This window comes from Streptomyces sp. NPDC031426 (assembly GCF_055581585.1).
Window position 1 is genome coordinate 132,383 of record NZ_JBVIJE010000008.1, and the last position, 23,973, is coordinate 156,355.

The 23,973-nt window shown below is 72.8% G+C and carries 22 protein-coding genes; 11 read left to right on the top strand and 11 right to left on the bottom strand.

Going from position 1 to position 23,973, the window contains the following annotated elements:
• The first annotated feature begins 144 nt into the window (after window positions 1-144).
• Window positions 145-1,443, top strand: coding sequence for a DUF6986 family protein (locus tag ACZ5NH_RS18360; RefSeq protein ID WP_468776418.1), 1,299 nt, complete (start codon window positions 145-147; stop codon window positions 1,441-1,443).
• A gap of 116 nt (window positions 1,444-1,559) precedes the next feature.
• Here the strand turns inward: ACZ5NH_RS18360 and ACZ5NH_RS18365 are convergent, their stop codons facing one another.
• Window positions 1,560-2,609, bottom strand: a complete 1,050-nt coding sequence (locus ACZ5NH_RS18365) for a LacI family DNA-binding transcriptional regulator (protein WP_388629024.1) — start codon at window positions 2,607-2,609, stop codon at window positions 1,560-1,562.
• Between the two features lie 267 nt (window positions 2,610-2,876).
• Here ACZ5NH_RS18365 and ACZ5NH_RS18370 point away from each other — a divergent pair, with 267 nt between their 5' ends.
• A complete protein-coding gene (locus ACZ5NH_RS18370) occupies window positions 2,877-3,827 on the top strand; it encodes an ROK family protein (RefSeq protein WP_388629021.1) in 951 nt (316 codons plus the stop codon).
• Between the two features lie 198 nt (window positions 3,828-4,025).
• On the opposite strand, the gene ACZ5NH_RS18375 is transcribed toward ACZ5NH_RS18370, so the two are convergent.
• The 3 genes from ACZ5NH_RS18375 to ACZ5NH_RS18385 all read right to left on the bottom strand — a co-directional run bounded on the left by ACZ5NH_RS18375 (window position 4,026) and on the right by ACZ5NH_RS18385 (window position 7,401).
• A complete protein-coding gene (locus ACZ5NH_RS18375) occupies window positions 4,026-6,065 on the bottom strand; it encodes an NPCBM/NEW2 domain-containing protein (protein WP_468776421.1) in 2,040 nt (679 codons plus the stop codon).
• A gap of 215 nt (window positions 6,066-6,280) precedes the next feature.
• Window positions 6,281-7,051, bottom strand: a complete 771-nt coding sequence (locus ACZ5NH_RS18380; protein ID WP_468776423.1) for a maleylpyruvate isomerase family mycothiol-dependent enzyme — start codon at window positions 7,049-7,051, stop codon at window positions 6,281-6,283.
• Window positions 7,048-7,401, bottom strand: a complete 354-nt coding sequence (locus ACZ5NH_RS18385) for a hypothetical protein (protein ID WP_468776424.1) — start codon at window positions 7,399-7,401, stop codon at window positions 7,048-7,050. The genes ACZ5NH_RS18380 and ACZ5NH_RS18385 overlap by 4 nt, the downstream gene beginning before the upstream one ends.
• Before the next feature lie 919 nt (window positions 7,402-8,320).
• On the opposite strand from ACZ5NH_RS18385, the gene ACZ5NH_RS18390 reads away from it, so the two are divergent.
• Both ACZ5NH_RS18390 and ACZ5NH_RS18395 read left to right on the top strand, forming a co-directional pair.
• A complete protein-coding gene (locus ACZ5NH_RS18390; protein WP_468776426.1) occupies window positions 8,321-8,515 on the top strand; it encodes a hypothetical protein in 195 nt (64 codons plus the stop codon).
• Window positions 8,516-8,657: 142 nt separating this feature from the next.
• Complete coding sequence (locus ACZ5NH_RS18395; RefSeq protein ID WP_388629007.1) at window positions 8,658-9,701, top strand: NUDIX hydrolase; 1,044 nt, start codon at window positions 8,658-8,660, stop codon at window positions 9,699-9,701.
• 80 nt (window positions 9,702-9,781) lie between these two features.
• On the opposite strand, the gene ACZ5NH_RS18400 is transcribed toward ACZ5NH_RS18395, so the two are convergent.
• Complete coding sequence (locus ACZ5NH_RS18400) at window positions 9,782-10,486, bottom strand: MBL fold metallo-hydrolase (protein WP_468776429.1); 705 nt, start codon at window positions 10,484-10,486, stop codon at window positions 9,782-9,784.
• 61 nt (window positions 10,487-10,547) lie between these two features.
• Complete coding sequence (locus ACZ5NH_RS18405) at window positions 10,548-11,900, bottom strand: dipeptidase (RefSeq protein ID WP_450982624.1); 1,353 nt, start codon at window positions 11,898-11,900, stop codon at window positions 10,548-10,550.
• 141 nt (window positions 11,901-12,041) lie between these two features.
• Here ACZ5NH_RS18405 and ACZ5NH_RS18410 point away from each other — a divergent pair, with 141 nt between their 5' ends.
• The gene (locus ACZ5NH_RS18410; RefSeq protein ID WP_468776432.1) at window positions 12,042-13,283 is read left to right on the top strand and encodes a geranylgeranyl reductase family protein; all 1,242 of its coding nucleotides are present in this window, start codon (window positions 12,042-12,044) and stop codon (window positions 13,281-13,283) included.
• A 420-nt stretch (window positions 13,284-13,703) separates the two neighbouring features.
• On the opposite strand, the gene ACZ5NH_RS18415 is transcribed toward ACZ5NH_RS18410, so the two are convergent.
• Window positions 13,704-14,153 (bottom strand): nitroreductase family deazaflavin-dependent oxidoreductase, encoded by a 450-nt coding sequence (locus ACZ5NH_RS18415; protein ID WP_388628995.1) that lies wholly within the window; start codon window positions 14,151-14,153, stop codon window positions 13,704-13,706.
• A gap of 145 nt (window positions 14,154-14,298) precedes the next feature.
• Here ACZ5NH_RS18415 and ACZ5NH_RS18420 point away from each other — a divergent pair, with 145 nt between their 5' ends.
• The 3 genes from ACZ5NH_RS18420 (at window position 14,299) to ACZ5NH_RS18430 (ending at window position 16,978) form a co-directional block, all read left to right on the top strand.
• Entirely contained in the window at window positions 14,299-14,985 is a 687-nt protein-coding gene (locus ACZ5NH_RS18420; RefSeq protein ID WP_450982621.1) for a TetR/AcrR family transcriptional regulator, read from the top strand.
• 107 nt (window positions 14,986-15,092) lie between these two features.
• The gene (locus ACZ5NH_RS18425; protein WP_468776436.1) at window positions 15,093-16,316 is read left to right on the top strand and encodes a sensor histidine kinase; all 1,224 of its coding nucleotides are present in this window, start codon (window positions 15,093-15,095) and stop codon (window positions 16,314-16,316) included.
• The gene (locus ACZ5NH_RS18430; protein ID WP_468776438.1) at window positions 16,313-16,978 is read left to right on the top strand and encodes a response regulator transcription factor; all 666 of its coding nucleotides are present in this window, start codon (window positions 16,313-16,315) and stop codon (window positions 16,976-16,978) included. Before ACZ5NH_RS18425 ends, ACZ5NH_RS18430 begins: the two co-directional genes overlap by 4 nt.
• A 184-nt stretch (window positions 16,979-17,162) precedes the next feature.
• Here ACZ5NH_RS18430 and ACZ5NH_RS18435 read toward each other — a convergent pair whose 3' ends face one another.
• Window positions 17,163-18,653: an MFS transporter gene (locus tag ACZ5NH_RS18435; protein WP_468776440.1), complete on the bottom strand. Its 1,491-nt coding sequence runs from the start codon at window positions 18,651-18,653 to the stop codon at window positions 17,163-17,165.
• An 85-nt stretch (window positions 18,654-18,738) separates the two neighbouring features.
• On the opposite strand from ACZ5NH_RS18435, the gene ACZ5NH_RS18440 reads away from it, so the two are divergent.
• Window positions 18,739-19,137: a MarR family winged helix-turn-helix transcriptional regulator gene (locus ACZ5NH_RS18440; RefSeq protein WP_468776442.1), complete on the top strand. Its 399-nt coding sequence runs from the start codon at window positions 18,739-18,741 to the stop codon at window positions 19,135-19,137.
• A gap of 7 nt (window positions 19,138-19,144) precedes the next feature.
• On the opposite strand, the gene ACZ5NH_RS18445 is transcribed toward ACZ5NH_RS18440, so the two are convergent.
• Both ACZ5NH_RS18445 and ACZ5NH_RS18450 read right to left on the bottom strand, forming a co-directional pair.
• Window positions 19,145-19,885, bottom strand: a complete 741-nt coding sequence (locus tag ACZ5NH_RS18445) for a maleylpyruvate isomerase family mycothiol-dependent enzyme (RefSeq protein WP_468776444.1) — start codon at window positions 19,883-19,885, stop codon at window positions 19,145-19,147.
• Window positions 19,886-20,141: 256 nt separating this feature from the next.
• Window positions 20,142-21,320, bottom strand: coding sequence for an MFS transporter (locus ACZ5NH_RS18450; protein ID WP_468776933.1), 1,179 nt, complete (start codon window positions 21,318-21,320; stop codon window positions 20,142-20,144).
• A gap of 138 nt (window positions 21,321-21,458) precedes the next feature.
• On the opposite strand from ACZ5NH_RS18450, the gene ACZ5NH_RS18455 reads away from it, so the two are divergent.
• Both ACZ5NH_RS18455 and ACZ5NH_RS18460 read left to right on the top strand, forming a co-directional pair.
• Window positions 21,459-21,854, top strand: a complete 396-nt coding sequence (locus ACZ5NH_RS18455) for a hypothetical protein (RefSeq protein WP_468776447.1) — start codon at window positions 21,459-21,461, stop codon at window positions 21,852-21,854.
• Between the two features lie 389 nt (window positions 21,855-22,243).
• Window positions 22,244-22,639, top strand: a complete 396-nt coding sequence (locus ACZ5NH_RS18460; RefSeq protein ID WP_451556959.1) for a luciferase domain-containing protein — start codon at window positions 22,244-22,246, stop codon at window positions 22,637-22,639.
• 479 nt (window positions 22,640-23,118) lie between these two features.
• Here ACZ5NH_RS18460 and ACZ5NH_RS18465 read toward each other — a convergent pair whose 3' ends face one another.
• Window positions 23,119-23,898 (bottom strand): DeoR/GlpR family DNA-binding transcription regulator, encoded by a 780-nt coding sequence (locus ACZ5NH_RS18465; RefSeq protein WP_468776450.1) that lies wholly within the window; start codon window positions 23,896-23,898, stop codon window positions 23,119-23,121.
• Window positions 23,899-23,973 lie beyond the last annotated feature (75 nt).

Consider the following 23,973-nt stretch of genomic DNA (forward strand, 5'->3'; position numbering starts at 1 on the left):
GTCACCGGGGCCTAGGTGCATCCTGGTGACGATCCGCCGGACCCCGACCACGGTCCGGACGGGGTGTTGACCAGCGAGAACCACCCGGATAACTTCATTCTACGGATTGTTGATTCCGTACTGCGGAAAATTGGAGGGTGTGGGATGGGTCAGCAGGAGAAGGTGGCGACGAGCCTCGCGGGCGCCGTGAGCGAGGAGATCAGCGCCTCCCTCGCGCCGGTCGACGCGGAGTTGGAGCGCCGCTACCCCGGGGACCCCGGCACCCGGCAGCCCGTCCACACCGTCTACGTCCCCGGTGACGCCTTCGCCGCCGACACCATCCGCTCCTGGGGCGACCAGGCCCTCGCCGCCCTCGACGAACACGCCCCCGACGCCGCCTCCTTCGCGGCCGTCCTGGGCCTCTCGGACGAGCTGGCCGAGCCGGTCCACTCCCGCGTCCGCGCCAAGCTGGAACGCGAGCCGATCGAAGACCTGCGCGTCGACTTCGAGGACGGCTACGGCCCCCGCCCCGACGCCGAGGAGGACCAGGCGGCGGCCCGCGCGGCCCGGCTGATCGCGGAGGCTTACGCGAACGGCACGGCGGCGCCGTACATGGGCATCCGCATGAAGTGCATGGAGGCGGCGGTACGCGACCGGGGCATCCGCACCCTCGACGTCTTCCTCACCGGCCTGATCGATGCGGGCGGGCTGCCCGAGGGCCTGGTCCTCACCCTGCCCAAGGTGACGTACCCGGAGCAGGTCAGCGCGTTCGTGCGGCTGTTGGAGGCCTTCGAGAAGGTGCACGGCCTGGACGCCGGGCGGCTGGGCTTCGAGATCCAGGTCGAGACCAGCCAGTCCATCCTCGCCACCGACGGCACCGCCACCGTCGCCCGGATGATCCAGGCCGCCGAGGGCCGCGCCACCGGGCTGCACTACGGGACCTTCGACTACAGCGCCTGCCTCGGCGTCTCCGCCGCCTACCAGGCTAGCGACCACCCCGCCGCCGACCACGCCAAGGCGATCATGCAGGTCGCGGCGGCGGGCACCGGGGTGCGCGTCTCCGACGGCTCGACCAACGTCCTGCCCGTCGGCCCGACCGAGAAGGTCCACGACGCTTGGCGGCTGCACTACGGCCTCACCCGCCGCGCCCTCGCCCGCGCCTACTACCAGGGCTGGGACATGCACCCCGGCCACATCCCGACCCGCTACGCCGCCGTCTTCGCCTTCTACCGCGAGGGCTTCGAGCAGGCCGCCGGCCGCCTCGCCCGTTACGCCAACCGGGCCGGCGGCGACGTCATGGACGAGCCTGCCACCGCCAAGGCCCTCAGCGGCTATCTGCTGCGCGGCCTGGACTGCGGCGCCCTCGACATCGCCGAAGTCGCCCGCCTCACCGGCCTGACCCGCGCCGACCTGGAAGGCTTCGCCGCTCCCCGCCGGGGCGACCTGACGGCCTCCGCCAAGTAACGGCAGCGAACCGGTCCCACCCCACGGGCGGGCACCGCCGCCCCGTACCCTGCACGCCACATATCGACCAGGCGGACAGGACAGCGGACGACAGAGGAACGGCGCGCACGGGCGGCTCAGTCGGCCGGCGGTAGCTCGCCCGAGCCGCGCGTGATCAGCCGGGTGGGCAGTTCGATGCGCTCCGGTGCGACGAGGCCGCTGTCCAGCTGACGGAACAGGCGCTCGGCGGCGGTACGGCCCAGGGCGGCCGCGTCCTGGGCGACGACCGTGACGCCCGGCTGGAGCAGATCGGCCAGCTCGATGTCGTCGAAGCCGACCAGGGCGACCCGGCGGGACTGCTCGGCCAGCACCCGGATCACGGTGACCGTCACCCGGTTGTTGCCCGCGAAGATCGCGGTGACGGGGGCGGGACCGGAGAGCATCTCCTCCGCCGCCCGGCGCACCCGCTCCGGATTCGTCTGCCCGAGGGACATCCAGGCCTCTTCGACCGGTATCCCCGCGTCCTCCATGGCCGCCCGGTAGCCGCGCAGCCGCTCGGCGGCGGTGTGGATGCGCGGCATGTCGCCGATGAAGCCGATCCGGCGGTGGCCGTGGGCGATGAGATGGGCGACGCCGTCCCGGGCACCGCCGTAGTTGTCGGAGAGGACCACGTCGGCGTCGATGCGCCCGGCCGGACGGTCCACGAACACGGTCGCCACGCCCGCCCTGATCTCCGGTTCGAGATAGCGGTGGTCGTCCCCGGCCGGGATCACCACGAGACCGTCCACCCGCCGTGCGCACAGGGCCAGCGCCAGCTCCTGCTCGCGCTCCGGGTCCTCGGCGCTGGAGCCGTTGATCAGCAGCGCGCCGTGGGCCCGGGCCACCTCCTCGACGGCGCGGCTGAGCGGGCCGTAGAAGGGGTCGGCGAGGTCCTCCAGGACCAGTCCGATGCTCGCCGTACGGCCCTTGCGCAGGACCCGGGCGCTGTCGTTGCGGCGGAAGCCCAGCGCGTCGATCGCCTCCTGCACCCGGCGCTCGGTGTCCGGGGTGACACCGGGCTCGCCGTTGACCACCCGGGAGACCGTCTTCAGGCCGACCCCGGCCCGCGCCGCCACGTCCTTCATGGTCGGGCGGTTGCCGTAACGGGTGCCGGAAAGGCTGTCTGTGCGGCGGGTGGTCTCGGGCACGATGCGGCGTCCTGTCCTGTCGTCCGTCTTGTCGTCCGGTCACGGAACCGGTGCGTCCGGGGTGGTGCGCCGGTGCGCACGGGGTCGTACACCCCGGGTGATGCGCCGATCCGTGGTTTGTATGAGGATGTGGCGTCGAGCATAGAGCCTGGACAACGTTGTCAGATGCGCGAGAGACTGTCCACTGCTGTCTGTCGGCCTGCGCCCCACGTGTGACTGGCCTGCGTGTCCTTGGTTCTCAAGCTTCGACGGGGAGATCTGACTCTGATGCACACCGACCTCGTGGCGGCCCTGGACATCGGCGGCACCAAGATCGCCGGCGCGCTGGTGGACGGCGACGGACGGATACTGGCGCGGGCCCAGCGAGGCACGCCCGCCCAGCAGGACGGCGAGACAGTCATGCGGGCCGTCGAGGAGGTCCTCGGCGACCTCGCCGGGTCGCCGCTGTGGGAACGCGCCGACACCGTCGGCATCGGCAGCGCCGGCCCGGTGGACGCCTCGGCGGGCACGGTCAGTCCGGTGAACGTGCCGGGCTGGCGGGACTTTCCGCTGGTCGAGCGGGTGCGCGCGACCACCGGCGGACTGCCGGTCGAGCTGATCGGCGACGGCGTCGCGATCACGGCGGCCGAGCACTGGCAGGGCGCCGCCCGCGGTCACGACAACGCGCTGTGCATGGTCGTGTCGACCGGCGTCGGGGGCGGCCTGGTCCTGAACGGCCGGCTGCACCCCGGGCCGACCGGCAACGCCGGGCACATCGGCCACATCAGCGTCGACCTCGACGGCGACCCGTGCCCGTGTGGCTCGCGCGGCTGCGTGGAGCGGATCGCGAGCGGCCCGAACATCGCCCGCCGCGCCCTGGACCAGGGCTGGCGTCCCGGCCCCGGCGGCGACACCTCGGCCGCCGCCGTGGCCGCCGCCGCCCGCGAGGGCGACCCGGTCGCGGTGGCCTCCTTCGAGCGTGCGGCACAGGCGCTGGCCGCCGGCATCGCGGCCACCGCGACCCTGGTCGAGATCGACATCGCCGTGATCGGCGGCGGCGTCGGCAAGGCGGGCGACATCCTCTTCACCCCCCTGCGCAAGGCACTCGGGGACTACGCCACGCTGTCCTTCGTCCAGCGCCTGCGGGTCGTTCCCGCGCAGATGGGTACGGACGCGGGGCTGGTCGGCGCGGCGGCCGCGGCGCTGGCTCGGCGGCCGGACGCGACGGCGGGGGTTTGAGCGGTAGCGCTGCTCGCCGGAGGCGCCGCCGTGGTGCTGCGGGCCGTCCGCCAGGCGCGGATGTGGGGTGGGGTGGGCTGGTCGCGCCCGCGCGGCGGAGCCGCATGGCAGACGCAACCCCGCGCCCCCCAGGGGGAGTCGCAGCCGCCGCACCTGGATCCGCGCCCTGGCCGGGCGTGACGGCCCGCAGCCGCACGGTCAGCAACTCACGCGTGCGTCTGCCCAGTCCGCGTGGTCCGAGTCGATGCCGTCGCCCGCGTCGGTGACGACCAGGCGGACCACCTGGGCGCCGGTGACGTCGGCGGTGAGGGGCTGGGCGGGCATCGCGTTGGTCAGCACGCCGGTCGAGGCGACCTTCGTGCCGTCGGCCCAGATCTCGAAGGTGACGGTGCCCTGCGTGCCCTTCTCGTCGTCGACGCCGACGTCCGCGGTGACCTTGCTGCAGGCTTTGCCGGTGTAGAAGGAGACGTCGCTCAGGGCGTGGACGCCGAGGCCCTTCGCGTACACGGTGCCGCCGAGGGTGATCGGGTGGCCGTCGTCTGCGGCGCTCTCCCCGTTGCTGGTGTCGCGCTCCACCGGCCCCCAGCCGCTGGTCGCCGACAGCCAGGGCAGGTCGCTGAGGTACGACGTCCCGGCGGGTGGCCGCACGACGACGGACGCGGTCAGTGGAAGGGTGCTGGTGACGCGTTGTCCGGCCGGTGAGAGGTAACGCGCTTGGAGGGTGAGGCCGTAGGAGCCGGTCGGTGTGCCGGCCGGCGCGGTGACGGTCCAGCCGGTGCGCAGGGTGCTGCCGGTGGCGAGGGCGGCGGCCGTGGCCGGCGACGAGGGCCGTACGGTCCACCCGTCGGGGCCGGTCAGGGACACGGACACCTGGCGCGCCGGAGTGCGGCCGAGGTCGGTGACGGTGCTGGTCAGCGTCACCGGTGTACCCGCCTCCAGCAACGAGCTGCCGTCCAGGCCCAGTTCGGCGGCGGGCGGGTGCGTGGCCCAGCGCGGGTCGGCCGAGACGCGCAGCAGGACCGTGCCGTGGGCGGGGACGGTGGCCGCGATGGTGCCGGCGGTGTTGTAGCTCTTGTGCTGCCACAGGTCCCGCAGGGTGTACGCGGTGGCGTCGGGCAGGCCGACGGCGGACGCGGTGGTGGCGATCCGCTGCGCGGTGCCGGACTCGTTGAACAGGGCGACCGCGCGGCTGCCGTCCTTCATCTCCTTGGCGATGATCCAGCGTCCGCCCGCCGAGGAGACGACCGTGCCCTGCTTGCCCAGCGGGTCCTGGTCGACGGCGATGACCTCCTTGTTGTCCAGGATGTCGAGGGTTCCCTGGGAGGCCTTGCGCAGATCGGTGCCGATCAGCAGCGGCGCGGCCATGACCGACCAGAGGGAGAAGTGCGAGCGGTACTCGGTGTCCGTCATGCCGCCGTTGCCGACCTCCAGCATGTCGGGGTCGTTCCAGTGGCCGGGTCCGGCGTACGGCGCGAGCGGCAGGTTCTGCTTCAGGATCGACAGCATCGAGGACCAGCTGTCGCTGATGTCACCGGTGGTCCGCCACAGGTGACCTACGTCCGACGCCCACTCCCAGGGCTTGTTCTGGCCCCATTCACAGATGCTGTAGACGATGGGCCGACCGGTCGCCTTGAGCGCGTCCCGCATGGTGGTGTACCGCTGCTTGGCGTCCACGCCCTGGTTGTTGCAGTTGTCGTACTTCAGGTAGTCCACGCCCCAGTCGGCGAACTGCTGGGCGTCGCTGTACTCGTGGCCGAGCGCGCCGGGGAAGCCTGCGCTGTTGCAGGTCTTGGTGCCGGCGCTGGTGTAGATGCCGAGTTTGAGCCCCTTGGAGTGGACGTAGTCGGCGACGGCCTTGATGCCGTTCGGGAAGCGGGCCGGATCGGGCACCAGCTTGCCGTCGGCGTCGCGCTGCGGCAGGGCCCAGCAGTCGTCGAGGTTGACGTACTGGTAGCCGGCGTCCTTCAGGCCCTTCGCCACGAAGAGGTCGGCGATGCCCTTGACCATGCTCTCGTTGAAGTCCGCGCGGCAGTGCGTGGAGTTCCAGTTGTTGAAGCCCATGGGCGGAGTGAGGGCGAGACCGTCGGCCAGGGCGGGAGCGGCCGGGCTTTGGACGGGGGCCGCCAGCGCGGGGCCGGCGAGGCCCGCCGCGCACAGCAGGCCTGCGGTGAGTGCTCCCGCGACTCTTCGGCGGGTTGTGCGGGTGTGGCGGGTCGTGCGGGTGTGAGGGTGACGCATCGTTGACGTTCCTCCGACTCGCGAATGGTGGCTGACGACAGGGCGGCGCCTGGGCGTCATGTATGTGTCAGCTGTGCGCGATTACGGTAGGACGTGTCGGACTGTGTTGGAAGAGGTGCGTCCCGACTGTTCGATATGCCGTCAGAAGCGGGGGCGGCAGGGCCGTTTGGCGCAGTCGCTCCTGTCGTGCGTTCGGAAGTGTGCGCTTCCGGGGCTCACCCCTCGTCGTCGACGCGGCCCCAGCCGGGCAGCGGAGGCTGGGGCCAGGCGGGCGGGGCGGGGAGGAGAGGGGCCGGGCTGTCCGTCGTCAGCACGCCGGCCGGAGTCCGGCCGCTGAGCCAGCCGAGCACCTGGTGCCCGGCCCCGGCGACCGAGGGCCCCTCCGCCGCCATGGACCAGCGCCGGCCGAGATCCACGGCCGTCACCGAGGCGAGCGGAAACCCCTGGGTGCGCAGCGTGGAGAGGGTGTCGTCCAGCGCCCAGGAGACATAGCTGTCGGGCCACTGCTCGGTGCCATGACCGAGGCCCAGGTCGAGGCGGTGGGTCTCCAACTCCCGCAGGCAGCGCAGCAGGAGGTACCAGGCCGGGTGCCGCCAGCCGGCCAGTGCCGCGACCGGACGGTCCCAGGCGGGGGCCGGCATCTCGCGCGTCTGCGCCGTGAACCGGTCCAGGCTCTCCCGCAGCCGGGCCAGAAGCCGGTCGGCGGACAGGGCCGCGTCCCGCTCGATCGCCGCGGACAGCGTCGCCGCGTTGCCGCGCGGACCCGGTTCGCGGCCGGTGTGCGCGAGCCGCATGAGCCACACATAGGCGTCGACACTGTGGGCGACATGGGCGAGCACATGGGCGCGTGTCCAGCCGGGCAGCTCGGACGGTGCGCGGAGTCCCGCGTCGGACAGGCCGGCCGCGGTGCGCAGGAGCCGGTCGCCGGAGCACCGGACGTCCTCGATGCGGTCGCCTCCGGCGTGGCAGACGGCGAGCTCGCTCATCGGAACTCCCGCACGACTTCGATACGGCCGACGATATGGGCGTTGAACTCGTCGAGCTCCTCCGCCGGGACCCACAGTTCGAGGATCGTCTCACCGCCGGCCTGGCGGACCGGATAGCGGCCGAGGAACTCCGTGTCGACCTCGAAGCGGGTCACGAAGCCGGCGCCGTCGTGCCTGACGTTCCAGTCCCGGGCGATGCGGATCGCGTAGTCCTCGTTGAGGACCGGGTAGAAGATCGGCTGCTCCGGAAGCCGGGGCGGCCAGGCCCGCCAGTCCAGCGCGCGGACCAGCTCCAGCTCCTCGGGACCTGTCGGTCGCCAGAGGGTCGTCGTCGGGGGCCGGCTGGTCATGAAGTCGCAATTCTGGTCGGGGCCTGCCACAGGAGTGGGAGGGCCGGGACCTCGGACGATACCGGCCCCCTGCGGGAGCGGACCAGCGGGTTTCGACGGGGCCGCATCCTCTCGCCGCCGCGAACCGCCGTGCCGGATCGCGGCGTTGGGCGGCTGCTCGCCGCACCCGGGCCCGGTCGGCGATGGCTCCCGGCCGCCCGCTCCAGCCGGTCGGCGAGCCGCGGGTGCCAGTCCGGCACGTGCTCGTGGCACGGCGGGCACGTGACACGCTCGGGGTGCCCTGAGCCGAGAGCGCGCGGCCCCCGCAGCCCGCACCCGTTCTGGCCTCGACGGACGGCGTGCCGACCAGACCGAACGTGGCGGCGCTGACGTTGCGCACCGCCGCCGCGTCGCCCTGTGCCTCGAGGTGGAGGTGAGCGCCGGACTTCTCGATGCACCCTCCTGCTGGCGTACCTGGTCCTGCCGGGCGTTGCTCTGGTCTTCCGTCGGTCGTTCCTCTGGCTTTCGCGCCGGGCGTTGCTCTGGTGTTCCGCTGGGCGGTTCTCGGCTTTCGCGCCGGGCGTTGCTCTGGTGTTCCGCTGGGCGGTTCTCGGCTTTCGCGCCGGGCGTTGCTCTGATCTCCCGCTGGGCGTTCCTCGGCTTCCTGCCGGGCGTTGCTCCCGTCTTCCGCTCGGCGTTCCCTGGCCTTCGCACGGGCGATGCTCCGGGCTTCCGCCAGGCTCTCGGCTTCCGCGCCGGGCGTCCTCCGGGCTTCCGCCGGGCGTTCTCCGGCTTTCACGCAGGGCGTCCTCCGGGCTTCCGCCGGGCGTCCCCCGGTTCTCCCCGGACGTAACCCCGGCCTTCCCGCCCGGACGTGACGCCGGTCGTCCGCTCGCGGGTATCCGCGTGACCCCTGGCCGGATCCGCAGTTGGTCAGTGCATGAAGAAGCGCAGCATGCTCGCCATCGCCACCCTGGCCACCGGATTCGTCGTGGCTGCCGTCACCCCCTCCCACGCGGCGGACCAGGGACCCCTCAAGGACCTCAAGGTCTCGGACACCCTCGACTCGGCCGGTCACCTGGCCGGCCAGGACAGCTTCGCCGTCGACGACGACGCGCTCGGCGGCCAGGAGTAGGCCCACGGCCCACGGCACGGGTGCCGGTGTCCCCACCTCAGGGGGCACCGGCACTGCCGTTCCGGCGCCCTCACCGGGGCGGGGTTTCCGTGGCAGGGTGGAGCGGGCAAGCCTCAGGGGGCCGACACAAGAGGGGGAGTCCGTGACCGTCGTCTGGATCAACGGCGCGTTCGGTGCGGGGAAGACCACCACCGCACGGGAACTGATCGAGCTGATCCCGAACAGCACGCTCTTCGACCCCGAGGTCATCGGCGCGGGGCTGAGGCACCTGCTGCCGGCCAAGCGCCTCGCCGAGGTCGGTGACTTCCAGGACCTGCCGATCTGGCGCCGGCTCGTGATCGACACGGCGGCCGCGATGCTCGCCGAACTGGGCGGGACGCTCGTGGTACCGATGACCCTGCTCCGCCAGGAGTACCGCGACGAGATCTTCGGCGGCCTCGCCGCCCGCAGGATCCCCGTGCACCATCTGCTGCTCGCCCCGGCTGAAACGATCCTGCGTGAGCGGATGGCCGGGCGGGAGATCCCGCCGGACCTGCCCGACGGCGAGATACGGGTGCGGCAGTGGTCCTCCGACCACATCGAGCCCTACCGCGCCGCCCTCGCCTCCTGGCTGACCGCCGACGCCCACCTCGTGGACACCAGCGCCCTCACCCCGTACGCCACCGCCGTCCGCATCGCCGACGCCGTCGGCAGCGGTGCCGTACCGCCCTGCGACATCGTGCAGACCCCCGAGCCGACCGCCGAGACCCTGGCCGCCGGGGTGCTGCTCTTCGACGAGCGCGACCGGGTGCTCCTCGTGGACCCCACCTACAAGCCCGGCTGGGAGTTCCCCGGCGGCGTCGTCGAGCGCGGCGAGGCACCGGCCCGCGCCGGAATGCGCGAGGTCGCAGAGGAGACCGGGATACGGCTGCGGGAGGTGCCCCGGCTGCTCGTCGTGGACTGGGAACGGCCGGTGCCGCCCGGCTTCGGCGGGCTGCGGCTGCTGTTCGACGGCGGCCGGCTGGAGACCGGCGAGGCGTCCCGGGTGCTGCTGCCGGGCCCGGAGCTGCGCGGCTGGCGTTTCGCCAGCGAGCAGGAGGCCGCCGAGCTGCTGCCGCCGGTCCGCTACGAGCGGCTGCGCTGGGCGCTGCGGGCTCGAGAGCGGGGGACCGCGCTGTATCTGGAGGCGGGCGTACCCGTCGGCTGACCTGCGTCTGCGGGCTGGTGGTTGTCCGGCCGACCTGGGAAGTGGTGCGGTGTGCCGGGGTTACGGCCGCCCCCCACTGGTCAGTGGGTGTTCGCGACCTTGCGCAGTGCGGCGGCGGCCCCTCCCACCACGGCGTCCCCGTGTCCAAAGCACGCCACCTCCGCGTCCAGCTCGGCCAACCGGACGACAGAGGCGAGGAGTTGGGGCCGGTCGAGGTTGAAGACGCCCGGGATCACCGTGCCGTCGACCGGTGAGGCCGCCACCGTGTCCCCGGTGAACAGCACCCGCTCGTCCGGCAGGAACAGGGCGATGCTGCCGTCCGTGTGCCCCGGTACGTGGATCACCCGGGCGCCGCCGCCGAAGCCCAGCACATCGCCGTCGGCCACACCGGTGACCGCGGCCGGGGGCACCGGTGTGCCCTTGGGTAGATGCCGGGCGACCTCCGTGTGGATGGGCAGCTCCCACTCCTCGAAACGGGGTGGCGGGCCCTGGAGTTCACCTCGCACGAACGGCGCGTCGAGATCGTGGGCCAGTACCTCCGCGCCGCTCAGCTCCGCGAACTCGCCCGCCCCGCCCACGTGGTCCTCGTGGAAGTGGGTCAGCACGATCCGCCGTACGTCCCCGGGTGCGTGCCCCAGCGCCCCGACCGCCTCGGCGATGGCGCGGCCGGCACCGATCGGGCCCGCGTCGATCAGCGTCAACCCGTCGTCATCACGCCAGAGATAGGCCTGGCCGACGGGGAAGCGCAGGAGGTGGAGCCGAGGGAGCAGATCGCTGACGTCCATGCGCCGACCGTAGGCGGCGCCCCCGCCCGCGGCGAGGGCGCTCTGCCAAGGGCAGAAGGGATCAGCCCGCGTAGTTGCGCAGGAAGAGCGCCTCGGCGACCGACAGCTGCTCCAGCTCCCTGGGGGACACGCTCTCGTTGACCGCGTGGATCCGCGCCTCCGGCTCGCTCAGGCCGATGAGCAGGATCTCCGCCTGCGGGTACAGGCCGGCGAGGGTGTTGCACAGCGGGATGGAGCCGCCCTCACCGGCGTACTGCATGGTCTCGCCCGGGTAGGCGACCGCCATCGCGTCGGCCATCGCCTGGTAGGCCGGGCTGGAGGCGTCGGCGCGGAAGGCCTGGCCCTGGCCGATCTGCTCGGTGGTGACCCGGGCGCCCCACGGGGTGTGCGCCGTGAGGTGGGCCTCCAGCAGCTTGCTCGCCTGCCCCGCGTCCACCCCCGGCGGCACCCGCAGGCTCACCAGCGCGCGGGCGCTGGAGTGCACGGACGGGGTGGCGCCGACGACCGGCGGGCAGTCGATGCCGAGGACAGTGACCGCCGGGCGGGCCCAGACGCGGTCGGCGACCGTGCCGTTGCCGATCAGCCCGACCCCGTCGAGCACCTTGGCGTCCGCGCGGAACTGCTCCTCGGGATACTCCAGGCCGTCCCACGTCCCCGTGGAGTCCAGGCCCTCGACCGTCGTCGTGCCGTCCTCGGCCCGCAGCGAGTCCAGCACGCGGATCAGTGCGGCGAGCGCGTCCGGGGCGGCACCGCCGAAGGAGCCCGAGTGCAGATTGCCCGCGAGGGTGTCGATCCGCACCCGGACCAGGGTCATACCGCGCAGCGTGGTGGTCACCGTCGGCAGGCCGACACGGAAGTTGCCCGCGTCGCCGATCACTATGGTGTCGGCCGCCAGCAGCTCCGGGTGCTCCTCGGCGTACCGCTCCAGGCCGCCGGTGCCCTGCTCCTCGGAGCCCTCGACGATCACCTTGACGTTCACCGGGACGCCGCCGTTCGCCTTCAGGGCGCGCAGCGCGAGCAGGTGCATGATCACGCCGCCCTTGCAGTCGGCGGCCCCGCGGCCGTACCAGCGGCCGTCGCGCTCGGTCAGCTCGAACGGCGGGGTGGTCCAGCCGGCCTCGTCCAGCGGCGGCTGCACGTCGTAGTGCGCGTAGAGGAGAACCGTTTTGGCACCCTCCGGGCCCGGCAGGTAGCCGTAGACGGACTGCGTGCCGTCCGGGGTGTCGAGCAGGGCCACGTCGACGAATCCCTCGGCGCGCAGCGCGTCGGCGATCCAGTTCGCGGCGCCCTCGCTCTCGCTCTTCGGGAACTGCGTGAAGTCCGCCACCGACTTGAAGGCGACCAGTTCGGTCAGCTCCGCCTTCGCTCTGGGCAGCAGCGAGGCGACGGTCTCGGCGACCGGATTCGACGACATGGGCACGCTCCTCGTGGGTGCGACGTTGCACAGCTTGAACAGGGTATGTGCCTCCGATACTCCCACAGCGGCCTGCGGCGATGGCCGCCGTAGGATGCGGGGGACACTACGGCAGCGGCTTGATCGGAGCGGTAGACCATCGTGAGCGGCGAGAACTCTTCGGCGGACGACGTGGAGCGGGTGTGGGACGTCGTCGTGGTGGGCGCGGGACCCGCAGGGGCCTCGGCGGCCTACGCGGCGGCGGTCGCGGGCCGGCGCGTGCTGTTGCTGGAGAAGGCCGAGTTGCCGCGCTACAAGACCTGCGGCGGCGGCATCATCGGCCCCTCGCGCGACGCGCTGCCGCCCGGCTTCGAGCTGCCCTTCCGCGACCGGGTGCACGCGGTCACCTTCTCGAACAACGGCCGCTTCACCCGCACCCGCCGCTCCAAGCAGATGCTGTTCGGTCTGATCAACCGGCCAGAGTTCGACCAGCAGCTGGTCGAGCACGCCCAGAAGGCGGGCGCCGAGCTGCGTACGGGCGTCACGGTGCAGCGGGTCGAGCAGCACGGCTCGGCGGTGCCCGACCGGCGTACGGTCGCCGTGGTCCTGCAGGGCGGTGAGACGGTGCTGGCCCGCGCGGTCGTCGGCGCCGACGGCAGCGCCAGCCGCATAGGGGCGCACGTCGGGGTGAAGCTGGACCAGGTGGACCTCGGCCTGGAGGCGGAGATCCCGGTCCCGGAGCCGGTCGCCGAGGACTGGAAAGGACGGGTGCTCATCGACTGGGGCCCGATGCCGGGCAGTTACGGCTGGGTGTTCCCCAAGGGCGACACCCTGACGGTCGGCGTGATCTCCGCGCGCGGTGAAGGCGCCGCCACCAAGCGGTACTTGGAGGACTTCGTCGCCCGCCTCGGTCTGTCCGGCTTCGAGCCGGCCGTCTCCTCCGGACATCTGACCCGCTGCCGCGCCGACGACTCGCCGCTGTCCCGGGGCCGGGTGCTGGTCTGCGGTGACGCGGCCGGACTGCTGGAGCCGTGGACCCGCGAGGGCATCTCCTTCGCGCTGCGCTCGGGCCGGCTGGCGGGGGAGTGGGCGGTGCGCATCGCCGAGGCGCACGACGCGGTGGACACCCGCCGCCAGGCCCTGAACTACGCGTTCGCGATCAAGGCCGGGCTCGGCGTCGAGATGAGCGTCGGCAAGCGGATGCTGTCCGTGTTCGAGAAGCGTCCCGGCCTCTTCCACGCGGCCCTCACCGGCTTCCGCCCCGCGTGGAAGGCCTTCCGGGACATCACCCAGGGCTCGACCTCTCTGGGCGACCTCGTCCGCACTCACCCCATCGCCCAGCGCGCCCTGACCGCGCTGGACCGGGGGGCGGCGGCTCCGGTCGAGGACCCAGCGGGTTCCTGACCGCACCGGACGAGGCCGACGAAGGGTCTCGCGGGCAGGAGGCCTTGTGCCGACCGGTCCGATGGAAGCCCGCGCCGACCGGCCCAGTGGGGCGCGAGAGCCGGTCCGGTGTGGGAGAAGCACGAGAACCGGGTCGGTGGGGGCGCGAGAGCTGGTCCGGTGTCGGGTGTGAGAACGGGTCGAGCGCGGGAGAGGCCCGAGAACCGGCTGGGCGGAGCCCATGTGAACCGGACCGGTGGGGGTGCGAGAGCCGGTTCGGTATCGGGTGCGAGAACTGGCCGGGTGCGGAAATGCCGCTGGACGGGGCCCGCGTGGGACCGGGTCGGTGGGGGCGCGGGAGCTGGTCCGATGGGGGCGAAGCACGAGAACCGGGCCGGCGGGGGCGGCGTCGGTCCGTGGTGTGCCGGGAGCGGGTTCCGGTCAGTTCGTGACCGTGATGTGGAAGACCGGGTGGTCGGGGGCGATGCGCCGCAGGTCCTCGTCCGGGGAGTCGGGGCCGACGCCGTTGAAGAAGACCCCGACCTCCGCCTTCCAGCGCTTGAGGTAGGCCCGCAGCAGCGGGACCTTGTCGTCGTCGGCGACCTCGGTGGCGGTGAAGACGTCCACGTTCTTGCCGAGCCGCAGCTCGCCGCCGCCGGCCACCCGCATGTTGTGAGTCCACTGGACATGACCGCGCGGGGCGAGCAGGTACTGCTGTCCGTCCACCGTCAGCAGGTTCACCGGAGTGGTGCGCCACTCTCCGCTCTTGCGTCCGCGCACCGCCAGGACCCTGGAGCCCCAGACACTGAGGCCGCGCCGGGTGAGCCAGGCCACCGCCCGGTTGAAGACGTTGACGGTGAACCAACCCGGCTTCTTGACGTGTGTCGACATAGTGACCCCCACGGTTGAGGAGAGCGGTGCTCTCGCCTGTCTCGATTGTGGCGTAGACGGGTGCTCCGAAGCAAGAGCGGCGCTCTCTTTTTCGTTCGGCGCTCTCTTTTGTGTGCACCGCTCTCCTGCGTGGCAGACTGCAAGTATGAGCACCACACAGGGCGCCCGGGCACGGGCCAGGATCGAAGTCACCGCCGCCATCAAGGAAGCGGCCCGCAGACAGCTGGCGGAAGAAGGCGCGGCCAAGCTCTCGCTGCGGGCCGTCGCCCGCGAACTGGGCATGGTCTCCTCGGCGCTCTACCGCTACTTCCCCAGCCGTGACGAGCTGCTCACCGCCCTGATCATCGATGCCTACGACTCCCTCGGCGAGGCGGCCGAGCAGGCGCGGGACGCCGCGGCCGGCGCCGCTCCGGTGGCCCGCTGGACGGCGGTGTGCGAGGCGGTGCGCGCCTGGGCGCTTGCCCACCCGCACGAGTACGCGCTGATCTACGGCTCCCCCGTGCCGGGCTATGCCGCCCCGCAGACAACCGTTCCGGCCGCCGCCCGGGTCGGCCTGGTCTTCATCGGCATCGTCCAGGACACCCTCGACGACTCCGGCCTGGCCGACCTCTCCATGCCCGCCGGGCTGCGCCCCGAGGCCGAGCGCATGGCCGCCGACTTCGCTCCCGATCTTCCTCCAGAGGCGATCACGGCGCTCGTGGCGGCCTGGGCCCAGTTGTTCGGGCTGGTCAGCTTCGAACTGTTCGGCCAGTTCAACAAGGTGGTCGAGGACCGCGAGGCCTTCTTCCGGCACGCGGTCACGGGGCTGGCCCACGGAGTCGGGCTGCGGTAGGCGCAGGGCGGCCGGACACCGAGCCCGGGGGTAGGCGTCGTACTTCCCCGGGAGTAGCCGTGATCACCTCGTCCGGCTGACGCCCGTGCCGTCCGGCGGCGTCTACCGTGGCCTGCATGGAAGAGCAGCGCGCCGCAGGTCACCGGTGGCGGCACGGGCCGCCGTGGCGGGGCGCCCCCGACGAGACGGTGCCGGACCGGGCGCACTGGCCCTGGCGCACCACCGTGCTGCTCACCGCGTTCGTCCTCATCGGCACTCACTTCGCGGCCCACAGCCAGCCTCACCGCGTGCCGCTGGACGGCTACGCGCGCGTGCTGCTGCTCGTCGGCTCGGTCCTGCTGCTGTGGCGGCACCGGCACCCGGTGGCCGTGGCCTACGGCACCGCGGTGGCGACCCTCGTCTACCTGGCCGCGGGCTACCCCTACGGACCGGTCTTCCTGACCGTCGCCGTCGGCTGTTTCAGCGCGGTCGTCGCCGGGCACCGGCGCGCGGCCTGGGGGGCCGTGGGGCTGCTGTGGGCCGGGCACGCCCTGGTCGCCCTGTGGCTCTATCGCTGGCTCCCGCCCTCGGGCGACAAGGGCGGCAGCGTCTACCAGGAGATCGGCATCGGCGCCTGGGTGCTGGCCGTCATAGCCCTGGCCGAACTGGTCCGGGTGCGGCGCGAGCAGTGGGCACGGGAGCGCGCCGACCGGGCGGAGGCGGCGCGGCGCCGCGCGGACGAGGAACGGCTGCGGATCGCCCGCGAGTTGCACGACGTCCTCGCGCACAGCATCTCGGTCATCAACGTCCAGGCCGGCATGGGGCTCGCCCTGCTCGACAGCGACCCCGAGCAGGCCCGCGCCGCGCTCACCACCATCAAGGCCGCCAGCAAGGAGGCGCTCGGCGAGGTGCGCCAGGTGCTCGACACCCTGCGCGCCCCTGGCGCCGCGCCGCGCGCCCCCGCCCCCGGCCTGAGCCGGCTGTCGGAACTGGTGGAGCAGGCGGTTGCGGCCGGACTCACCGTGGAGATCGAGGGCGAGCCGCCGCAGCTGCCGCCCGGCGCCGACCTGGCCGCCTTCCGCATCGTGCAGGAGGCCCTGACCAACGTCGTACGGCACTCCGGGTCGCGGCACGCGCGCGTGCGGTTCGCCCATGACGGCGAGGTGCTGCGGCTGCGCATCGACGACGACGGGCCGGCCACCGGCGCCGACGCCGGGGGCAGCGGCAACGGACTGGCCGGCATGCGGGAGCGGGCCGCCGCGCTGGGTGGCACGATCGAGGCGGGCCCGCTCGCCGACGGCGGCTTCCGGGTGCTCGCCGTACTGCCGTCGCACCTTAGGGAGGACGAGTGATCCGGGTACTGCTCGCCGACGACCAGTCGCTCGTGCGGGCCGGTTTCAGGGCGTTGCTCGACGCTCAGCCGGACATCGAGGTGGCGGGGGAGGCGGCCGACGGCGAGGAGGCGTTGCGCCTGGTGCGCGAACTGCGCCCGGACGTGGTCCTGATGGACATCCGCATGCCCCTGCTGGACGGTCTCGCCGCGACCCGGCGCATCACGGGAGACGCGGAGCTGAGGGACGTGAAGGTGGTCATGCTCACCACCTTCGAGCTGGACGAGTACGTCTTCGAGGCGATCCGCTCCGGCGCCTCGGGCTTTCTGGTGAAGGACACCGAACCGGACGAACTGCTGCGCGCGGTACGGGCGGTGGTCCAGGGCGACGCGTTGCTGTCGCCGGGTGTCACGCGCCGGCTGATCGCGGAGTTCGCGGCCCGCTCCAAGGAGCCCGCGGCGGCGGACGCGCTCGGCCGGCTCACCGAGCGGGAACGGGAGGTGATGGCGCTGGTCGGCATCGGCCTGTCCAACGAGGAGATCGCCCGCCGGCTGGTGGTCAGCCCGCTCACCGCCAAGACCCATGTGAGCCGCACGATGGTGAAACTCGGCGCCCGGGACCGGGCCCAACTGGTCGTGCTGGCCTACGAGTCGGGATTGGTGCGACCCGGCTGGCTGGGCTGAACCGCCTGCCGGAAGCGCACCAGCACGCTGAGGAGCGCGCCGGCCTCACGGACACGCGCGCCCGGCGGGGCAACAGCCCCGCCGGGGCATGGCAGCGCCCCGCAGGGGCGCGGGGAACTGCGCGATCGGCCACGACGGGCCCGCAGACGAACCACGGCCCATCACGGCCTTTCCCGCGGAGCGCTCAGTCACGGACCGCCACGCGCTCCGCTTCCGCCTCCTCCACGGTGGACCTGGCGACCACGAGGGACCGCTGCGTACGACGGCTGCGCAGACCGGTGAGGGTGACCAGCAGACCCGCCGCCGCGATGCCCGTGACGACCAGGAAGCCCGGCCGGTAGCTGTCGAGGACGGCCTGCGGGGTAGCGTGCGCGGGGGCGCCCGCGGTCACCACGGCGGTGACCACCGCCAGGAAGATCGCGCCGCCCACCTGCACCGAGGTGTTGAGCAGGCCGGAGACCATGCCCTGCTCGTGGTCCTCGACCCCGTTGGTGGCCTGGATGTTGAGCGACGGGAAGACCAGCGCGCAGGCCGCGCCGATCAGCAGCATGGACGGCAGGATCACGGCCGCGTACACCGGGTCGAGGTCGACCCGCAGGAACAGCGCGTAGCCGAGGACCATGAAGGCGAAGCCGGTCGCGATCAGGCGCGGGGTGCCGAACCGGTCGACGATCCCGCCGACCTTCGTCGAGGACACCGCCACCAGCGCGCCCGCCGGCAGGAACGCGAGTGCCGTGTGCAGCGCCGACCAGCCGAGCAGGGACTGCATGTACAGCGTCGTCAGGAACTGGAAGCCGACGTAACTGCCGAAGAAGGCGATCGCACCGAGCTGGGCGCGGACCTGGCTGCCCGAGCGCAGCACGCCCAGCCGGATCAGGGGGCTCGGCGAGCGCCGTTCGACCAGGACGAAGGTGGTCAGCAGCACCGCGACCGCGAGGAAGGACAAGAGCGTGCGGACCGAGGCCCAGCCGGCCCCGGGCGCCTGGACGACGGTGAAGACCAGCAGCAGCATCGCCGCGGTGCCGAGGACGGCGCCGGGGATGTCGTAGCCGTCATGGTTCTCCTCGCGGGCGCTGCGCGGCAGCAGCCGCAGGCCGGCGAGCAGCGCGAGGAGGGCGATCGGTGCGGGCAGCAGCATGGTGAAGCGCCAGCTGGCCTCGGTGAGCAGGCCCGAGAGCACCAGGCCCATGGAGAAGCCGGTCGCGGCGCAGGTGGTGTAGATGGAGAGGGCGCGGTTGCGCAGCGGGCCCTCCGGGAATGTCGTGGTGATGATCGACAGGCCGGCCGGAGCCGTGAAGGCCGCGCTCAGGCCCTTGATGAACCGGCTGGCGATCAGCAGCGGACCCGAGTCCACGAGCCCGCCGAGCAGCGAGGCGAGTGCGAAGACGCCGAGGGCGACGAGGAACACCTGGCGCCGGCCGAGCAGGTCGGCGGTGCGGCCGCCGAGGAGGAGCAGGCCGCCGTACCCCAGGATGTAGCCGCTGACGATCCATTGCAGCGTCGACGTGGACAGGTGCAGGTCGGAGCCGATGGACGGCAGCGCGACGCCGACCATCGACACGTCCAGCGCGTCCAGGAACATCGCCGCGCAGAGCACCAGCAGGGTGCCCCACAGCCGGGGGGTCCAGCGGACCGTCGAGGACGGGGCCGCGGAGTGGGTGAGCGGAGAGGTCATGCCGGAGAGACTACATGCGCATGCATGAGATGCAAATGCATTTAATTCCGATGCAATAATCTCGCTTCTCTGCTACGGTGCGCCCATGGCGTCGAACAGGGCCGAGCAGGCGCTCGTGGAGCAGTGGCGGGGCATCCTGGGGCTGCATGCCCGCACCCAGTGCGAGCTGGACCGGGTCCTGCACGGACACGGCCTGTGCGCCAGCGACTTCGAGGTCCTCGACCTGCTGGCCGAGGGCGCGGCGACGGACGGCGGCTGTGCCTACCGCGTGCAGGAGATCTCCGAGCGCGTCCACCTCAGCCAGAGTGCGCTGTCCCGGCTGATCGGGCGCCTGGAGAAGGACGGCCTGGTCGAGCGCGCCATGTGCGCCGAGGACCGGCGCGGGGTGCGCGTGGCGCTCACCGCGAAGGGGCGCGCGCTGCACCGCGAGGTACGGCCGGTGCAGCGCGCGGTGCTGAGCCGGATGCTGGCCGAAAGCGACTGACCAAGCGTCAGATCCCGCTCTTCTCCCGCCAGAAGGCGGCGAGGGAGCGGTCACCGGACACGTTCGGCACGGGCTCCCGGTTCCACAGGGCGAGGTACAACCGGTCGGCGGGGCCCGACAGTTCGGCATCGGCCTCGTCCGCCGCGTCCCGGACGGTCACCGGTGGCTCCGTCGTGAGCCGTACGGTCCACACCGCGTCCGGCCCCGCGTTCACCGCCCGCACCCGCAGCAGGCGCGGCTCGTCCGTGCGGACGCGGCTCCTGGGGCGGGCGTGGAAGCCGCGCAGCAGCTCGTCGATGCCGTCCACCGCGAAGTCCGGCTCGATCGGCGACGCCGTCCCGCCGCGCGCGGCCTCCGCGTCGTACCGGTGGACGGTCGTCTCGTGCGCCTGCCTGCGGGTCCAGAAGGCCAGCGCCGAGGGGTTGGGCGCCGGGTGGAAGGTCCAGCACTCCAGGTCGGCCGGCGCGGCGGCCAGGGTGTCGACCAGGAGGCGGTGACTGTCCCGGTACCAGTCCACCAGTTCGTCACCGTCCAGGTCCGGCGGGTCGCCGATGGGGCGAGGTCCCGTGTGCCCGTCGGCGACGACGGCCGCGGCCCACCGGTGCACCGTGCCGGTGTGCCGCAGCAGGTCGCGCACCTGCCACTCCGGGCAGGTGGGCACCTTGGCATCGGTCCCCGCCGCGGCGGCGGCCGCCGCGAGCGACCTGCCCTCCCGGTCCAGGGTCTGAAGGTAGTCGGCAATGTCCATGGCCGTGAGTGTGCCGGATGGGCGCGCTCCGCCGGGCGGCAATGTGCGACGCGAGGGCCGACCGGTCTTTCGGCGCGGCGCTGACCGGGCCTTATGAGGTGCGGTGGGTGACCGTGGGTTTCGGCGCGGCGCTGATAGGGCGCGCCGGCCGGGGCCGGCCGGCGGTGACTTCTCGGGGCGGTGAAGCTTCCGGTCAGTGTGGTGAAGGGTCCGGTCGCCGTGGTTGAGGGTCCCGGCCGGTCCCGGCGCCCTTGCCTCAGGCGCCCATCGTCCGCCGCGTGCACACCCCGATGGCCGCGGCGACGGCGGCCAGTGCCGCGATGCTGGTGAGAGCGGCCGGCAGGGAGAACCAGTCGGCCATGAAGCCGATGGCGGGCGGCCCGAGCAGCATGCCGCCGTAGCCGAAGGTCGAGGCGACGGCCACACCGGACGGGCCGGTCAACGCACCCGCCCGCTCCACGGCGACCGGGAAGAGGTTGGCGAGCCCCAGCCCGGTGACGGCGAAGCCGAGCAGCGCGGCCCACACGGACGGCGCGAGTGAGCCGAGCAGCATGCCCACCGCCGCGACGGTGCCGCCGGCGATCACCGTGCGGGCGCGGCCGAGGCGCTCCAGGAGGGTCGTGCCGGTCGCCCGGCCCACGGTCATGGCCAGCGCGAAACACGCGTACCCGGCCGCCGCCACGCCGGACGACGCCGCGAGGTCCTGCTGGAGGTGGAGCGCGCCCCAGTCGGCCATGGCGCCTTCGCCGTACGCGGTGCACAGCGCGATCAGCCCGAAGACGGCGACCAGCCCGCGGCCGCCGGTCCGCCGCGCCGCGGTACGGTGCGGCTGCGGAGGCGAGGAGGGGGTGCGGTCCGCCGGGACGGGCGGTTCCTGCCGCAACAGGGTGCGCCCGGCGACTGCCGTGACGAGCAGCCCGATCAGCGTGAGTCCGAACAGGTGCTGAGTGGGGGAGAGCGCGCCCGCGACGAGTCCGCCGAGTCCGGCGCCGATCATGCCACCGAGGCTGAACGCCGCATGGAACGACGGCATGATCGGCCGCCGCAACGCGGCCACCAGGTCGACGGCGGCACTGTTGAAGGCGACGTTGATGCCGCCGTAGGCGGCGCCGAAGACGAGGAGTACGGCGCCGAGGGCGGGCGCGGAGTGGGTCAGCGGGGGCAGGCTGACGCTGAGGGAGAGCAGGACGGCGCAGACCACGGTGACCGGATGGCTGCCGTAGCGGCGGCACAGCCGTCCGGTCAGGGTCATGGTGACGACGGCACCGGCCGAGACGCCGAGCAGGGCCAGGCCCAGGGCGCTGGCGGAGGAGTCGGTCTGCTGCTTGATGGCGGGGATCCGTACCACCCAGCCCGCGAAGACGAAGCCGTCGAGGGCGAAGAAGGCGGTCAGCGCGATGCGCAGCCGGGAGAGATCGCGGCTGCCACCCGGCACGACGTTGTGCGTTCGGGGTTTGTTTATTTGCGGCACAAAGTCAGGCTAGGCGGCGGCGCAGGTTGGGGCAAGGGATATGCGGGGCGGTCGGGCAGCCACGGTGGCGTGCAGGGCGTGGGGTAGGCGCGAGCAGGGCGTGTGCCGGGCGCATTCGCGCCGGGTGGGACGGGGTGTGTTTCCCCTTCCCATGTCTACGTCCTCGGCTTCCGCGCCGGCGAACTGGCCGAACTCCTCGACAGCAGCGGTGTGTCGGTGGACAGCGCCCCGCAGCGCGCGCGTGCGGCGCTGGGCGGCCGGCTTCCGGAGGAGGACCGGGACCGAGCGCCGCTGCCGCGCTCGGTACGGGAACGCGCGCTCGTCGGGCTGTTCGTGGATGCGCTGGAGAACTCCGACGTCGACGGGCTCCTGGCGCCGCTGACCGAGGACGCCTGGCTGACGACGCCGCCCGAGCCGCTCGCGTACCAGGGTCATACGGCGATCGCCCGGTTCTGCCGCGCCTGCCCGGGTGGGGCGGCCAGGGGCTCCGCCTCGTAGCGACGCGTGCGAATGGCCGGCCCGCGTTCGGCAGTCACCTGGGCGAGCACGGCAGCGCGGTCGCCCACGCCTACGGGCTTGCCGTTCTCACACTGCGAGACGACCGGATCTCCGCCGTCACCTGCTTCGGCGAGAGCGGCCTTCGGGCGTGCTTCGAACTGCCCCGGACGCTCGGTGAGCAGAGCCCGAGTGTCCAGGAATCGACCGATGTGCCCTTGACCTGCACCGACTTGTGCTTGTGCGGGTCGGCGTCGGCGTCAACACGGCGGGCCGCGCGCCTCGTTCGGTGTGCTCCGAGGGTGTCCGCACGCGCTCCGCGGTCGGATACAGGTCGGTTAATGCTTGCTCACGAGCTGGTTGCCGAGGGGTGAGCGGGCCATGATGGGCCCATGACGTTGGCCTCGCGCGCGCTCGCGCAACTGGCGACCTGGCCCGACCTGAGTCAGGCGATCCCGAGCTGCGGCCTGGGACAGGCGGTGAGTTCGGCCCACGGCGAGATCGCCCACTTCCACTCGGACCGCGATGTGGATCTGCGGCTGACCGACCGGGCGATCCGGAGGTTCGCCAAGGACCTCAGGGACTCGGGCGCGATCAGGATCGTGCCGGGTTCGCAGTGGGTGACCCTGCGCCTCGACGCGGCGAGCGACGTCGACCTGCTGCTGACCCTGGTGAGCGTGGCGCTCCAGGCCCAGCAGACCTGGCCCGACCCCCTCGACCGGCCACCGGCGGGCTGCAACGACCAGCGCGGCGCGGGCTTTGTGAAGGCCGACCGCGGCGGCATCTGAGGTACACGACCCGACGCGGTGGTGTCCGATCCGCGCGGCGTCGCGGTGTGGCATCTGACCGCGCGGCGTGGCGCGCGGGCTGTGAAGGCCGACGGCACCGCTGAACTCGCGCCGACTGCACGCCTCCACGCTGTGCTCGCACCGCGGCGGGCAGCCGCAGCCGATGCCTGCGGACCATCCGCCGCCCCAGCCGCGCCCGGCGTCACACCGTGAGGTCCCGGATGCCCGCCTACGTGTTCTCGTCAGGCCGTGAGGTCCCGGACACCCGCCTCCCCGGTCCCGTCACAACGTGACGACCCGGACGCCCGCCTTCGCGCCCCGTCACTACGTGACGACCCTGGCGCCCGCCTCCGTTCCCGTCAGGCCGTGAGGTCCCGGACACCCGCCTCCCCGGTCCCGTCACAACGTGACGACCCGGACGCCCGCCTACGTGTTCCCGTCACGCCGTGAGGCTCCGGATGCCCGCCTTCGCGCCCCCGTCACACCGCGACGACCCGTACGCCCGCCTCCTCGAAGCGGCGTACCGTCTCCGGCCCCGCCGTCGTGTCCGTCACGAGCGTGTCCACCAGTTCCGCCCCGCAGATCCGGGCGAACGCCCGCTGGCCCAGCTTGCTGGAGTCCGCCGCGACCACCACCCGCTCGGCGCGCTCGCACAGCAGCCGGTTGATCGCGGCCTCCGCCTCGTCATGGGCCGCCGCGCCGTGCGTGACGTCGAAGGCGACGACCCCGAGCACCGCCACGTCGAGCGTGATCTGACCGAGCACCCCGTCCGCGAGGGGTCCGATGAGCTCGTAGGACTGCGGGCGCGCCACACCGCCCGTCACCACGATCTTGAACTGGGGTCGTACGGCGAGTTCGTTGGCGATGTTGAGCGCGTTGGTGACGACGGTCAGCGCGGGTGATCCGGTGGCCAGATCGCCGCGTACGGCGAGGGCGCGGGCCACCTCCGTGGTCGTCGTGCCGCCGGTCAGCCCCACCGCCTCGCCGGGCGCGACGAGTTCGGCCACGGCTTTGGCGATGCGCTGCTTCTCCGAGGCCCGGCGGGCCGTCTTGTAGCGCAACGGGAGCTCGTACGACACCCCGTGCACCACCGCCCCGCCCCGGGTGCGCACCAGCATCTGCTGCTCGGCGAGCTGGTCGAAGTCCCGGCGGATCGTCGCCGCCGACACCTCCAGCTCGGCCGCCGCCTCCTCCACCTCCAGCCGGCCGCGCTCGACGAGCAGCTCCAGCAGCGCCTTCCAGCGGGCGTCCCGGGACATCCGCAGCCTCCGTTCCCAAGTGTTCCCGGCGACCCTAGCGCACCTCGATCTGCGCTCGGATGCTTGATTTTGCTC